Source organism: Niastella vici, from assembly GCF_002077945.1.
Classification (GTDB): domain Bacteria; phylum Bacteroidota; class Bacteroidia; order Chitinophagales; family Chitinophagaceae; genus Niastella; species Niastella vici.
In genome coordinates, this window is sequence record NZ_LVYD01000058.1 from 124,820 (window position 1) to 139,606 (window position 14,787).

At 42.2% G+C, this 14,787-nt stretch carries 10 protein-coding genes; 5 read left to right on the top strand and 5 right to left on the bottom strand.

Going from position 1 to position 14,787, the window contains the following annotated elements; genetic code table 11:
* The first annotated feature begins 6 nt into the window (after positions 1 to 6).
* Together A3860_RS24640 and A3860_RS24645 are read left to right on the top strand one after the other, a co-directional pair.
* A complete protein-coding gene (locus A3860_RS24640; RefSeq protein WP_081151008.1) occupies positions 7 to 1,086 on the top strand; it encodes an efflux RND transporter periplasmic adaptor subunit in 1,080 nt (359 codons plus the stop codon).
* Positions 1,087 to 1,111: 25 nt separating this feature from the next.
* A complete protein-coding gene (locus tag A3860_RS24645; protein ID WP_081151010.1) occupies positions 1,112 to 4,219 on the top strand; it encodes an efflux RND transporter permease subunit in 3,108 nt (1,035 codons plus the stop codon).
* 23 nt (positions 4,220 to 4,242) lie between these two features.
* Here the strand turns inward: A3860_RS24645 and A3860_RS24650 are convergent, their stop codons facing one another.
* The 5 genes from A3860_RS24650 to A3860_RS24670 form a co-directional block, all read right to left on the bottom strand.
* Positions 4,243 to 5,325, bottom strand: a complete 1,083-nt coding sequence (locus A3860_RS24650; protein ID WP_158085346.1) for an efflux RND transporter periplasmic adaptor subunit — start codon at positions 5,323 to 5,325, stop codon at positions 4,243 to 4,245.
* Positions 5,326 to 5,341: 16 nt separating this feature from the next.
* Positions 5,342 to 8,482, bottom strand: coding sequence for an efflux RND transporter permease subunit (locus A3860_RS24655; RefSeq protein ID WP_081151014.1), 3,141 nt, complete (start codon positions 8,480 to 8,482; stop codon positions 5,342 to 5,344).
* A gap of 4 nt (positions 8,483 to 8,486) precedes the next feature.
* Positions 8,487 to 9,887 (bottom strand): TolC family protein, encoded by a 1,401-nt coding sequence (locus A3860_RS24660; RefSeq protein WP_081151016.1) that lies wholly within the window; start codon positions 9,885 to 9,887, stop codon positions 8,487 to 8,489.
* Between the two features lie 191 nt (positions 9,888 to 10,078).
* Positions 10,079 to 10,915 (bottom strand): AraC family transcriptional regulator, encoded by an 837-nt coding sequence (locus A3860_RS24665; protein ID WP_081151018.1) that lies wholly within the window; start codon positions 10,913 to 10,915, stop codon positions 10,079 to 10,081.
* A gap of 102 nt (positions 10,916 to 11,017) precedes the next feature.
* Positions 11,018 to 11,392, bottom strand: coding sequence for a DUF6223 family protein (locus A3860_RS24670; RefSeq protein ID WP_081151020.1), 375 nt, complete (start codon positions 11,390 to 11,392; stop codon positions 11,018 to 11,020).
* Between the two features lie 233 nt (positions 11,393 to 11,625).
* On the opposite strand from A3860_RS24670, the gene A3860_RS24675 reads away from it, so the two are divergent.
* The 3 genes from A3860_RS24675 (at position 11,626) to A3860_RS24685 (ending at position 14,713) form a co-directional block, all read left to right on the top strand.
* Positions 11,626 to 12,639: a sensor histidine kinase gene (locus tag A3860_RS24675; protein WP_081151022.1), complete on the top strand. Its 1,014-nt coding sequence runs from the start codon at positions 11,626 to 11,628 to the stop codon at positions 12,637 to 12,639.
* Positions 12,636 to 13,346: a LytR/AlgR family response regulator transcription factor gene (locus A3860_RS24680; protein ID WP_081151024.1), complete on the top strand. Its 711-nt coding sequence runs from the start codon at positions 12,636 to 12,638 to the stop codon at positions 13,344 to 13,346. Before A3860_RS24675 ends, A3860_RS24680 begins: the two co-directional genes overlap by 4 nt.
* Positions 13,347 to 13,444: 98 nt before the next feature.
* A complete protein-coding gene (locus tag A3860_RS24685; protein ID WP_081151026.1) occupies positions 13,445 to 14,713 on the top strand; it encodes an MFS transporter in 1,269 nt (422 codons plus the stop codon).
* The last annotated feature ends 74 nt before the right edge of the window (positions 14,714 to 14,787 follow it).

Below are 14,787 nucleotides of genomic sequence, written 5' to 3' on the forward strand. Positions count from 1 at the left end.
ATGTTTATGAAATATAACTTGTTTTGGCTGGCTATCGTGACCCTGACTTTTTCGTGCGGTAATCATAAACCAATCGACAGTGCAGGCAACGTCTTTGCTTTAACCGATACCATGTTATCAAAAACAAAGTTTGCGAAAGCAGCGGTGCAGGATGTAAAGAATGAATTGAGGCTGTATGGGAAAATTACCGCTGATAATAGTAAATTATCCCAGGTGTTTCCGATAGTAGGTGGAAATGTAATTAAAGTAAATGTAGAATTGGAAGATTATGTAAAGCAGGGCCAGGTACTGGCAATTATTCGTAGTGGCGAAGTGGCTGAATATGAAAAAGAGCGATTGGATGCAATTAGTGATGTGGCAATAGCTGAAAAGAACCTGCAGGTGGCAAAAGACCTGTTTGCGGGTAAATTAAATTCTGAAAAAGATGTGGTAGCTGCCGAAAAAGAACTTGAAAAATCCAAGGCCGCTTTGCAACGAAGTAATGAAGTCTACGGCATTTATAATTTGAAGAAGGGCGCCCTGTACAACGTTACTGCTCCGATCAGCGGATTTATTATTGAAAAGAACGTTACCCAGAATTTAATGTTAAACAGTAATAATGTTAATAACCTTTTTTCTATTGCCCAGATAGATGAAGTGTGGGTGCTTGCAAATGTAAACGAATCTGACATTGGCCTCATATCACAGGGCATGGACGCATCCATTAAAACCATCAGCTATCCTAACAGAACGTTTACAGGTAAAGTGGATCGTATTTTTAATATCCTTGACCCCGATACAAAAGCGATGAAAGTCCGTATTCGCATCCCTAATACCAACCTGGCATTAAAACCCGGGATGAGCGCTACTGTTTCATTACAGTACGCCGAACACAGGAAATTGATCACTATTCCATCATCGGCAATAATCTTTGATAAAAGCAAGAACTGGGTAATGGTATATAAAGACCGGAGCCATATTGAAACCAGGATCATTGATGTGTACAGGCAGATAGGAGATAGCACTTACGTGCTCGATGGGTTGCAGGAAGGTGAAACAATAATTTCGCAAAACCAGATGCTGATCTATGATGCTTTAAACGATTAATTCCAGGCTGTCTTAAAAAATCATCATGAACAAATTCATTCGAAATATAATAGGCTTTTCGCTCAGGAACAGGTTTTTTACTTTTTTTTGGGTAGGCATTATTATTATAGCAGGGATTGTCAGCTATATTAAAATTCCCATTGAAGCTTTTCCCGACGTCACGAATACCCAAATCATCATTGTTACCGAATGGAATGGCCGCAGCGCTGAAGAGGTAGAAAGGTTTGTTACCACTCCTATAGAAATTGCCATGAACAGCGTACAGCGAAAAACGAATGTACGCTCCATTACCATGTTTGGCCTTTCGGTTATCAAAATTATTTTTGAAGATGATGTAGAGGATTTTTTTGCCCGTCAGCAGGTAAATAACCAGTTGCGGAATGTTCAATTACCTGAAAATGTTGAACCTGATGTACAGCCACCTTATGGACCTACCGGAGAAATTTTTCGCTATACCTTACAAAGTGATAAAAGAGATACCCGTGATCTGTTAACGATACAAAATTGGATAATTGACCGGCAATTAAGATCAGTTCCCGGCATTGCTGATTTGGTAGCTTTCGGCGGACAGGAAAAAATTTATGAAATAAGCGCTGACCCGGTGAAATTGCAAAAATTTGACCTTACCCCATTGCAGGTATTCCAACGGGTATCGGAAAGTAACCTGAATGTAGGTGGTGACGTTATTGAGAAAAACGGGCAGGCGTATGTTGTGCGGGGACTGGGATTACTTTCTTCCATCGAAGATATTGAAAATACGATAGTAGATAATGAACATGGTAATCCGGTACTTGTAAAAAATGTTGCTACCGTCACTGAATCAAGCGCCCCGCGTGTAGGACAGGTTGGCCTTAATGAAAACGATGACGCTGTGGAAGGTATTGTAGTGATGCGCAAAGGAGAAAATCCCAGTGACGTTTTAAAAAGGTTAAAAACAAAAATAGAGGAGCTCAATACAAAGGTGTTGCCATCAGATGTAAAAATGGTGACGTTTTATGACCGGGATAAATTAATGGACTATTGCACACATACCGTAATGCATAACCTGGTTGAAGGTATAATACTGGTTACTGTAATAGTTTTTTTGTTCATGGCCGATTGGCGTACCACAGTAATTGTTTCCATCATTATTCCCCTGGCACTTTTATTCGCTTTTTTGTGTTTAAAGTTGAAAGGCATGAGCGCCAACCTGCTTTCATTAGGTGCGGTGGATTTTGGGATCATAATAGATGGGGCTGTAGTGATGGTAGAGGGGTTATTTGTTGCGCTTGACCACCTGGCGCATGAAAGAGGTATGGAGCGGTTTAATAAACTGGCAAAGCTTGGGTTAATAAAAAAAGCCGGGGCTGAAATGGGCAAGGCGGTGTTTTTTTCCAAACTGATCATTGTCACTGCATTACTTCCAATTTTCTCATTTGAAAAAGTGGAGGGTAAAATGTTCTCTCCCCTTGCCTGGACATTAGGATTTGCGCTGCTGGGCGCCTTGCTTTTTACCTTAACATTGGTGCCGGTCCTTTGCTCATTTCTGTTAAGTAAAAATGTAAGAGAAAAGAACAATAAAATAGTTTCATTCATCAACAGGGGCGTTGATAAATGTTTTCACTGGTCGTTTCATAATATGAGGACGAGCCTTTTACTGGCTTCGCTATTGCTGGTGGCTACCTTGTTTTCTGTTAAATGGCTGGGTACTGAATTTTTGCCTCAACTGAATGAAGGCGCTTTGTGGGTGGAAGCAAAAATGCCGATGAGCAGCTCGTTGAATGAAACCGTAAAAATGGTTAGCATACTACGCAAAGAACTGATGACCTTTCCGGAAGTAAATGGTGTTTTATCTCAAACAGGGCGGTCTAATGACGGAACCGATCCCAGTGGCTTTTATTATGTACAGATGCAGGTAAATTTAAAACCGAAATCAGAGTGGAAAAGGAGATTGTCAATGGATGACCTGGTTGAAGAAATGGATAAAAAACTAAGAAACTACCAGGGTATCGTTTATAACTATTCGCAACCCATAATCGATAACGTGGCAGAAGCTGTGGCAGGCATGAATGCCAACAATGCAGTCAAGATCTTTGGCGACGACCTCAATATGCTCGACAAGATCGCCAATCAGGTAGTTAAACAGATAGAAAATGTACCTGGAATAAGAGATGTAGGTATTTTGCGAAATATTGGGCAACCAGAGATTAGTGTCGATCTGGATGAGCAAAAAATGGCTATTTATGGGGTTAATAAAGCCGATGCGCAGGCAGTACTTGAGATGGCGATAGGTGGAAAAACCGCCACCGTAAAATATGAAGGCGAAAGGAAATTTGATATCCGGATCCGGTATCAGAAAGATTATCGAAAGGATGAACAGGATATCGCGAATTTAATGGTGCCTACTTTGCGCGGAGATAAAATACCCCTTAAAGAAATTGGGGATATTAAACGAATTACCGGTCCTGCATTTATTTACCGCGACAATACAAAACGTTTTATAGGGGTGAAATTCACCGTAAGAGAAAGAGATCTGGGCAGTACTATTACAGAGGCTCAAACCAAAGTGAACCATCATATAAAATTGCCTGAGGGGTACAGCATAGGCTGGGCCGGTGAATTTGAAAACCAGGTGCGTGCTACAAAACGGTTAAGCCAGGTGGTACCCATTAGTTTAATAACTATTTTTCTGCTATTATTCATCATGTTTGGCAATGTGAAAGATGCAGGTTTGGTTTTAGTGAATGTGCCATTTGCCCTGATCGGGGGTATTCTTGCATTGCATATCACCGGAATGAATTTTGGTATTTCTGCAGGCGTTGGATTCATCGCATTGTTTGGGATATGCGTTCAAAATGGGGTGATATTAATTTCCGAGTTTCATAAGAAGTTAAAACAACGGCATTCGTTGGAAAGATCAATTATTGAAGGCGTTAGAGTAAGGACAAGGCCAGTTGTAATGACAGCAATGATGGCTGCATTAGGGTTGTTACCCGCCGCTCTCTCCAGAGGTATAGGATCTGAATCCCAAAAGCCATTAGCCATTGTTATTATTGGCGGTTTAATTACTGCCACCGTTTTAACGCTGCTGATTTTTCCTGTTATTTACTGGTTATTTAACCGGAAAACATTTATACATCACGATGTAGTGTAAGAGTAACAGTATATGGGACGGTCTTACTGAACAACTTTCCAATATGCTGTACTGCCAGGTTTTCTTTCATCGGTACCCCTAACAACTAGAGTATCATTGTTGCTCAGATCTCCAAAAACCTCTATCCCTTTATCTGTCGACATTCCCTGCCGCACATCAACCCAGGTGGCTTTACCCTCTTTTACCTTAATAACAAATTTGCGTTCCTGGTTGGTGACGATAGTAGGTGGGGGCAGAATAAAGGAATTTCCGGTTCGCTGTAAACCCAATTTCACATAAGCATAAGAGCCGGTTTTAAGATCGTGATGGCTGTTGTCATATACATATTCCCATAACTCTGTTCTTGTTTGCGGGTCAATGCTTTCACTCTTGCGGGTAAGTGTTGCCTGAAATAACTTATTGGGGAACGCATCTACCCTGAAGTTAGCCGTTTTTGATACAGCGCCTGATGCCACATACAATTCAGGAACAGCAACCCGCAAACGCAGTTTATTATTTTGCTGTACAGTCAGAATTGCCTGATTGTTGCCAACCAGTGTTCCCCTGTCTGCATTCCTGGCCGTTACCATGCCATCAAATGGAGCGGTCAGCATTAAATAACCCGCCACTTCTTTGTACGACCTGGCTAGTTGCCGCGATGCTTCATAACTGGCGCTGTCGGCCAGGTACTGGTTCCTGCTTCGTTCCAGGTCAACAGGCGCTATAATGCCGGGTGTTTTTGCCTGGGCCGCTTTAGATAAGCGTTGAAATACATCGGCGCTGCTCATATATTTCGCTTTTGCCGCCTGAAGGGAAGCCTGAAATTCTGCATATTTTGTTTGCAGTTCAGGCGCTTCAATAATGGCAAGCGTTTGTCCCTGATGGATCTTGTCGCCCATATCTACTTTAAGGTCTTTAATATAACCCTGTACCCGGGCAAACAATGCTGCCTGTTCGTAAGGTAATAATTCAGCCGGCAATTCAAGATTCTTTGTCACATTCGTGTCGTGTATCACAAATACCGGAACGGTATCGGGTGCATTGGCAGGGGCAGCAACAGGTGAATGCGTATCCTCCTGACAGCTGATCAATGAGGCAATGCCCAATGCGGCAATAAAATATTTCATAAACCTATCGTTGGTTTTATTGTTCATTATAGTTTTTACTGTTCGAATCATCCGGGTCAAGAGATGCCGAAACATAATTTCTTTTTCCAACCGCATACTGGTATACCTGTGGTAAAAAAAATAAAACGCTTATCGTTGAAAATAACAGTCCACCAATAACCGCTATCCCCAGTGGTGCTGTTTGATCGGCGCTTTCTCCCAAACCTATTGCCATTGGTACCATACCCGCTATCATGGCCAGGCTTGTCATAATAATAGGACGTAGTCTGTTTTCTGATGCCACCAGGTATCCAGTTCTGATATCGCCATCTTTTCTGCGAATTTCTGCCGCTGTAATAAACAGCACAGCATTGGCAATGGCAACGCCGATCGCCATTATACACCCCATATAGGATTGTATGTTCAGCGTTTTACCTGTTATCAACAGGAAAAATAAAGAACCTGCTATTACGGCCGGGATCACCGAAAGAATAGCAAGAGAAGTGCGGAACGATTGAAAAAATACAGCCATTAATAAAAAGATGACCACTACGGCCACCAGCAGGCCAAACTGTAAACTGTATAAAGTATCTTTTAATAATTCAGACTGTCCGCGCAATAGTACTTTGGCACCTTTGGGAACAGGCGCCTGGCTTATAAGATCGTTCACTTTTTTGAATGCATTGCCCATGTCCTTTCCCTGCACATTGGCTGTAATGGTAATATACCGTTGCTGATTCAACCGGTCGTATTCACCGGGCATGGTAATGCGCTTCCAGGAAGCTACTTCATTCAACAAATGCAGGTTCCCATTGTCTGAAGCCACGGGGATCATTTCCAATTGAGTGGTATTGTTCATCCGGTATTCAGGGTATTGCACCTGTATTATATAGGCCGTTCCGGTTGCCTTATCGAGCCAGTAGGCCGGCGAGATAAAACGGCTTGAAGAAGTAGCGGCGGTAGTAGACCGCATTATTTGATCGGTAGTCAAATTTAATTGTCCCGCCTTTACCCTGTCTACATCAATTTTGATAGCCGGGTAATTGAGCGGTGTGGCGATCTGAACATCCTTCAGGTACGGAATGGCTGAAAGCTGATTGTACAACCAGGTAGCGGTTTTTCTACCTTCTTCAAGATTTTTATTTACTACAGCAATTTCAATAGGATTGGTAGAACCCAGGTTGAGTACCTGTTCTGAAAGATTCCCCGGTTCAAATGAAATTTTCGCAGCCGGAATTTCTTTTGCTACAGCAACTCTTAATTGATCTTTAAATTTATCCAGGGAAATAACACCTGGTTTCAGTTTGATCTTTGTAACCGATTCATGCGGACCGCCGGTCCACAGGTGAATGTAGTTTACCGGAAAACTGGATGGTTGTGTACCTACAAAAGCAGAAGAAATGAGTACATTTTCTTTACCTGCGATCTTATTCACTTCATCCAATAATTTGCGTGTGGCGTCTTCTGTTCTTTCCATCCGGGTGCCAACAGGTAAACGTAACCGTACCTGTGTTTGGCCGGTATCTGTTTTCGGAAATAATTCCGTACCAATGGTTTTGAATAGTAAAATAACAGCGCCAACAGAAAACACAATAAACAGGGCGGTAAATACGCCGCCCTTGCCCTGCAAGCGGCTGCCATACTGCGCATATTTATTTTTAAACCGGTCAAAAGCCCCGGTTGAATTCTTTGTATTACTCAAATGATGTTTCATGAGCCAGTTGCCCATTACCGGAACAAAGGTTTGGGATAACAGGAAAGAAGCGATCATTGCAAAACCAACTGCCAGTGACAAAGGCAGGAACATGGCTTTGGGAACCCCATTCATAAACAAAGCCGGAACAAATACTGCCAGGATACTCAGCAGGATCAGCAATTTGGGGATAGCTATTTCTTTGGACGCATCTGCTATGGCCCTTGCCTTGCTTTTGCCCATTTCCATATGCCGGTGAATGTTTTCAATAGTAACCGTGGCTTCGTCAACCAGTATACCTACCGATAAGGCAAGACCGCCCAGCGTCATAATGTTGATGGTTTGGCCGGTGAGGTAGAGAAAAGTGGCCGAGGTAAGCAAGGCCAGCGGAATAGTTAAAACAACAATTAACGCGCCTCTTCTGTCGCCTAAAAACAATAGAACCATTAATCCGGTCAGCAGGGCGCCCAGGCCGCCTTCGAAGAGTAAACTTTTGAGTGCACTGATCACGTAACCGGATTGATCAAATTCATAAGAGACTTTGATATCGTCAGGAATGGCGGCCTGCATATCGGGCAATGCGGCTTTTACCCGCTGCACTACATCCCAGGTTGAAGCATCGGCTCTTTTTGTAACCGGAATATAAACAGAACGTTTTCCATTGATCAGTGCATAACTGGTTGTTACATCAGCCCCCAATGATACGTTGGCTATATCCTTTACATAAACAGCAGGCCCGCTGCCCAATTGTAAAGGCATATTCTGCAATTCCTGCAAATTCTCTATGACGCTGTTCTGTGGTGTTATATAAGTACTATCGCCAATGCGTATGTTGCCGGCCGGACTGATCGTATTTGTTTTTACCAGCGATTGCACAACCTGGTCGGGAGTGAGGTGATAATTTCTGATCTTATCCGGATCAACAGTGATCAACACCGTTTTCTGATTGCCGCCAAAAGGCGGGGGAGCCGAAACCCCGGGCAGGGTCGAGAACATGGGGCGAACCCTGAATAAGGCCAGGTCAGAAATTTCGCCGAGGGAACGGGTTTCGCTGCTGAATACCAACTGACCTACAGGCACACTGCCCGCATCAAAGCGGGTAATGAATGGCAAAACCGTACCCGGGGGCATAAAGGCCCTCGAACGATTTACATAGCCTACAACTTCTGCCATTGCCTGACTCATATCGGTGCCCTCGTTAAATTCAATTTTTATGAGGGCTGCACCCTGGATCGATTTTGAATCAACATATTTCACCCCGGTGATATACAGGAAATGATATTCATAATAAGAAGTAATGAAGCCCTCCATTTGTTCGGGCGATAAGCCACCGTAGGGCTGCGCTACATACACGGTAGGCAAACCTAGTTTGGGAAATATATCAACCTTTGTATTGCGTACTGCCAGCCATGAAAAGAACAGGATCGCAAACACTGCTACCAGTATGGTGATGGGATGTCGTAATGCTGCTATAACGAGTTTCATACGATCAGTTAAGTTGGTCTGTAAAAATGGCCAGGTTTCCTTTTGCAACGGCAATGGACAATAACGACCTCCACAATTGTAATTGTGCCGTGGCGTTGTTGAGGGCCGCTTTGGTTAATTCATATTGCGACTGGTAAAGCCGGATGTAATCAATTAAACCCGCTTCATAGCTTAGTTTTAATCCTTCATACACTTCGGTGGCGATCTTTAATTGAACAGGCGTTTTTGCCGCAATTTTCGCATCCTGTTTATATTGCAGTTGCGCATTCTCTACTTGTTTTGAAATATCTAAACGGGCTTGCGCCAGCCTGGCTTCATCTGATCTCAACAACAGGTTGTATTGTTTTTTCCTGATATTGATCCTGCTGAATTGTAAAACGGGGAAACTCAATTGCAGGCCAATGCCTGCATTTGTTCGGGAAAGAGCCCAGCCATCGGCTTTATTAACAACACCATGCGCATCAACACCAGAGCCACGCGCATACACATTGCCCCAGATATCAAGTTGGGGAACCCAGGCGCGCTGTATCTCCCGCAAACCGGCAGCTGTTGTATTTTTCTGTGCTTCTATTGATTGATAGTATGGGTGATTGATGAGTGCAGCACTGTCGTCTGTAATTAAGGAAGGTTTGAGTATTGAATCGGTCAAAAGAATATTGCCGGCAGAGGCTGCAATACCCGTTAGGCGGGTTAGTTCTTCTATTTTCTGCAGGTAAGTTTTTTCAGTTTGCAGGTATTCAATTTCTGTTTGAATGATCACCGACTGAAATTGTGCGGTATCAATACCTGGCTTCAATCCATTTTTTGCCAGTACCAGCGATTGTTCAAGGCTTAATTTATATCTTTCGCTGGCTGCTGCAGAAATTTGTAGTAGCTGTTTCAGGTACAGCGCTTCGAGGTAAAGATTAACGGCTGCATACTGATACTGGAACAACTGTTCATTATAAGCCGCATTGGCCTGCCTGAATTGTGCAGCCGCTTTATCAATAGCTGCATTACGCTGACCAAACGTAAACGGATTCCATTTAACCAGCGCACCCAATGCGGAGCCGGGAATAAAATTCAGGTCGTTGGTTGTGGAAGGCGGACCACTAACCGGCAACAGGAAACCAGGATAGCTCATTCCAGTTATATTATTGTAAGTCGCCATGTTTACCTGGTAGCCTGCTGTAAGATCAGGCACCAAACTGTTTTTGGCTAATGAAATATTTTCTTTGGCAGCCTCTGCCTGCTGACGGTAAGCTTCCAGTTGCGGCAGGTTATGCTGCACTTTCTCCATAGTTTCTTTAATGGAAAGTTTTGCCGGTTGAGCGATGACAATGCCGGGAGCAATAATTGAAAGAATGGAAGCAAAAAGAATGATTGTAAGGTTTATGCTAAACCCTGATTGGCCTGGTGCTAACATGGCGCTTTATAATTTTGGTTGTGCTATGCTAATAGTAACCCGAACCGGTATAAATAAATAATTGCGGATCAGGCCGAAAAAGCCCAAATCCGCAATCATTCAGGGCAAATATACCATGAATTGGCTGGCTGATTCATGGTATATTTGAAAATAGTATGGTATTAACCATGAATTAACCTGTCATATAACAGCTACAGGTCCTGTTCATTTGCTAACCGGAACGATTGTGGTGTTATGCCGGCGATACGTTTAAAGTATTTTATAAAGTGCGAGGCATCTATAAAATCGAGCGTTAGGGCAATTTGAGAAACCGTATTGTTTGTATAAAGCAACAACCGTTTGGCTTCACTGGTAATAAATTCTGCAAGCACTTCAGCAGAAGATTGGTCAACCGCTTTTCGACAGGCAGCATTCAGATTTTGCGGCGAAGTATTTAATTGCTCTGCGTAGAATTGTACCGAATTTTTTACAACTGTACCCGCCTGTAATAATTCAAGAAAGGATTGATACAGATCTGACCGGTGTTCAGATGAACGAATAACGGGTTTTGCAATGTCAAGGATCTTTGCCAGTAATGCTTTTAACAATCCTTCAATTATATGAAAACTTTGTTGGCTGTTGACCTTATATTCTCTTACCAGCAATTGAAATAGCTGATCAATAGTTTCATTTTCATTAATGCTGAGACAATGCTGATTGCTGAATTTTGCCAGTAAAAGTTTTAACTCGTTATCCAGGCTTTTTTGAACAAAGCTCTTCTTGATGATTGCTACAAAACCTTCAGGTTCTCCTTCCAGGTTGAAGTGATGGGTTTGTTCCTTTCTGACGAAAAAAATAACTGGTGGCATTACTTCAAACTTGAGGGAATCAATCGTATGATATCCGCTTCCGGCTGAGAGATATATTATTTCAAAATAATTGTTGTGTTTGTGCGGGGTCGTTTTTCTAACCTCCTTTCTAAAAGGAGATATTTTAAAGTCCTCTGTCGGTTGGGTTTTATCCTTAATATCAATATTGGAAGGGTTCATAGAAGTTGCAATGAATTTAATTGGCTGTACTTCTGGTTGGTTGCATCGGGTTCATTGCAATATAATGATAAGATCATCAAATCACCGAAAAAGCAACTGAAACTATTTCAACGGAATAATATCACTGTTATTCCCGGCAATTCGCCGTGACCGGACCAGCGCAATCATGCCGAGAACCGCGCCAGCTAACCCTAGCACCAGGGCTACAATGGCCCCCAGTTTTCCTGAGCCGGTTCCAAAACCACCGGTAGAAAGTGCCAGATGAAGCACGCTGAGCGCCACGCCGGTAAGGCCTACCAGTAGAGCCGCCATCGCTTTAGGACGTCTTGAGCCAATTGGGCCGGTGGAACGTGCCAATGCCTGCCGGCCAATTACAAGGCTTATAAACCCCACCATCCCTAATATGATAGATGCCAATCGCCATATGGTAAAAACCTGTACAAATAAGCTGGCTTGAAGCAAACTTTGTATATTCATATTTTTGTCATTTAGATTTACAATTCAGATTGATACAAAACTACCAATAGCGATCATTGCTTTTTCGACGAATAGACCACCGTGGTAAATGTTGCGACAATGTGAAAACTTCTGTCGGCTTTTTTCCAATGGCAGAACAATGTCTACTGAAATGCCTTTTTTTTAGCGGGAATTATACCACTGGTATATTCATCTCCTTTTATTGAGTTAAATTCCTTTTTATTGCGTCAGTAATGCAGTCTATAGTTAAATACAGGCATTTTAATCTTATACTTCATGCACTGGTATGGGGCATCGTGCTCACTTTCCCGTATTTAATTTCCAACGCTGAGAACCAATATAAGATAGGCCCGCTTCCGGGATTCTACTTTACATTGTCAGGTATCATTCATATGATCATCTTTTATGCAGGTACACTTTTTCTTTATCCGAAATTTCTTAACAAAACTTTCTGGTGGTTATATATTATCTCTGCCATCTTATTGATTATTCTTTCTGTGTGGTTAAAATCCAATATGCTTGAATGGTGGTTTCCTGACGATTATTCCGATGCAAGAACTCATGTGCTTTTTCCTTCGGTAATGGCTTTTATTGCCAGTATATTATACAGTATAACAGCAGAAAAGATCCGCGCTGAAAAATTGAAGAATGAAAATGAGGCAATACAATTGGGAATGGAATTGAAATTTCTCCGTTCCCAGATCAGCCCGCATTTCCTGTTTAATATATTAACAAACCTGGTATCTCTGGCAAGAAAAAGATCTGAACACCTCGAAGCCTCACTTTTAATGCTTTCCGGTTTAATGCGCTATATGCTTTATGAGGCTAACAAAAAGATATCGCTACAGCAGGAGGTGGAATATCTGGAAAGCTATATGGAATTACAGAAATTAAGATTTGGCCGTGATGTAAAAATAATATTCAATAAGGAGTTATCACCTGAAGGAACTGACTTTAGTATTGAGCCAATGCTGCTGATCGCTTTTATAGAGAATGCATTTAAGCATGGAACGGGTTATACAGATCACCCCTTTATAAAAATTGATCTGGCCGTTAGTGAAGGCGTACTGTTTTTCAAGGTAAAGAATCAATTTGATGAATCAGATACCAACAAGGACGAAAGTTCCGGTATTGGATTGAGTAACGTTCGTTCGCGATTGATATTACTTTATCCTGGCAAACATGAGCTGGTCATACATAAAGACAGCAACCTGTTCAGTATTAATTTAACCTTGCAGCTATTATGAAAATGCGCTGTATTATTGTTGATGACGAACCCCTGGTTCGTGAATTGCTTGAGGACAATGTAAGTCAGGTGCCTTATTTAGAATTGGTACAGTCATGCAAATCTGCGCTGGAAGCATTGGAGACATTGCAAAAGGAGCGGATAGACCTTATCTTTCTTGACATTCAAATGCCACGGCTAAACGGTCTGCAATTGCTGCAATCACTAAATGATCCACCGCTTGTCATTATAGTATCAGCATATGAAAAATATGCAGTGCAAGGTTTTAACCTGCAGGTAGCAGATTATTTATTAAAACCATTTTCTTTTGACCGGTTCCTGAAAGCCTGTAACCGCGCTGCAGAATTATCTCGTATAAAGAAACACAAAATACCAACTGGCGACGTAAAGAGCTATAATTTTTTTGTGAACGTAGAATACTCGCACGTAAAAATCGTGGCTGACGAAATAAATTATATTGAGAGTTGTAAAGACTACCTTAAGATATATCTTTCTTCGGCTGTTAAGCCTGTTATTACAAGAATGTCATTGAAAAACATTGAAACCAAACTCCCGGAGAACGCCTTTATACGTACGCATAAGTCCTTCCTGGTGGCCATTTCCAGGATCACAACCATTAAACGTGACTATGTGTGTATTGGTGAAACGGAAATACCCATAAGCGAAACATTCAGGGAAAATATTACCAGGGTCCTGAAATCTCATTGATTATATGCCAGTATGGTGCTATTAAAAAAAATTGCATAAAAGAAATTAATCGTAATATTGCGATAGATATGGGACTTACAAGTTCTAAATGCTGAAACATGCAAAACATTCAATTAGGTTTAAGAGAAAACTGGCGGCAATTCAGTTTGCTTGTTATCGTCAACGCCTTTGTTGGTGGCATGGTTGGGCTTGAAAGGACCATTCTTCCCCGCATTGCTGAAGTGGAATTTCATCTTGCGGCCAAAACGGCCATCCTTTCATTTATCATAGTTTTTGGGATTGTAAAAGCCATAACCAATTATTTTACCGGTGCTCTGGCAAATAAAGTGGGAAGAAAAAAATTACTGACCATCGGCTGGCTTATTGGTATTCCGGTGCCATTTATGTTGATGTTTGCTGATAGTTGGAACTGGATCGTTGCGGCTAACGTTTTATTAGGCATAAACCAGGGCCTTGCCTGGAGCAGTACGGTAGTAATGAAAATTGACCTGGTTGGTGAAAAGCAAAGAGGGTTTGCGATGGGAGTAAATGAATTTGCCGGTTATATAGCTGTTGCCGTTGTTGCATTTTGTACGGGATGGATCGCTTCGGTTTACGGCTTGCGGCCTTATCCTTTTTATATTGGCATTGCATTGGCGTTTGCAGGTTTTTTCACCAGCTGGTTACTGGTAAAAGATACCAGGCACCATGTCTTTTTCGAAACAGCAACAAGTAATATTCCAAGACTCAAAAAGGTCTTTTGGGAAACTACCTGGAAGAATAAAAACCTGGGTTCGGTAACACAGGCCGGGTTGGTCAATAATTTAAATGATGGTATGGCCTGGGGACTGTTCCCGGTATTACTGGCATCAAAGGGTTTTACCATTGGGCAAATAGGCGTAGTGACCGCCGTTTATCCTGCTGTTTGGGGCATAGGACAATTATTTACCGGAAAAATGGCTGATCATTTCTGTAAGAAGGACCTGCTCTTTTGGGGAATGTTGTTGCAGGGAGTAGCGTTGGTTGCATTGATATTTGCAGATACGATGCTCCATTTTATTATTCTTTCTTCCATTCTTGGTTGGGGCACCGCCATGGTGTATCCTACCTTTTTGGCAACCGTAGCTGAAAATACCCATCCGGCCGACAGGGCAAACAGTTTAGGTATTTTTCGTTTGTGGCGCGACCTGGGTTATGCAATAGGCGCCATACTTACCGGCATCATCGCAGATCTGGTAGGGATCAACGCCTCTATCGTTGTAATTGGAGTATTAACCATTTTTTCTTCCGGAATTATTTTTTACCGTATGAAGTGCAGCGATCTGTCCGGAATGAAGATCACTACCGGAATTGCTCGACTGCTTCAAAGAAGGCATAGTTATCACTGATAGCGCTCGCCGGTTGAATAGCAGAACCTTACACATATGCCATAAAATAAACTTTTAAACTCTGCCCCGAGGGT

Coding starts and splice junctions, on each gene's coding strand:
- A3860_RS24650 (WP_158085346.1), bottom strand. CDS start 5,325: ATGAAATATTTTATTGCCGCATTGGGCATTGCCTCATTGATCAGCTGT.
- A3860_RS24645 (WP_081151010.1), top strand. CDS start 1,112: ATGAACAAATTCATTCGAAATATAATAGGCTTTTCGCTCAGGAACAGG.
- A3860_RS24640 (WP_081151008.1), top strand. CDS start 7: ATGAAATATAACTTGTTTTGGCTGGCTATCGTGACCCTGACTTTTTCG.
- A3860_RS24660 (WP_081151016.1), bottom strand. CDS start 9,887: ATGTTAGCACCAGGCCAATCAGGGTTTAGCATAAACCTTACAATCATT.
- A3860_RS24685 (WP_081151026.1), top strand. CDS start 13,445: ATGCAAAACATTCAATTAGGTTTAAGAGAAAACTGGCGGCAATTCAGT.
- A3860_RS24655 (WP_081151014.1), bottom strand. CDS start 8,482: ATGAAACTCGTTATAGCAGCATTACGACATCCCATCACCATACTGGTA.
- A3860_RS24670 (WP_081151020.1), bottom strand. CDS start 11,392: ATGAATATACAAAGTTTGCTTCAAGCCAGCTTATTTGTACAGGTTTTT.
- A3860_RS24675 (WP_081151022.1), top strand. CDS start 11,626: ATGCAGTCTATAGTTAAATACAGGCATTTTAATCTTATACTTCATGCA.
- A3860_RS24680 (WP_081151024.1), top strand. CDS start 12,636: ATGAAAATGCGCTGTATTATTGTTGATGACGAACCCCTGGTTCGTGAA.
- A3860_RS24665 (WP_081151018.1), bottom strand. CDS start 10,915: ATGAACCCTTCCAATATTGATATTAAGGATAAAACCCAACCGACAGAG.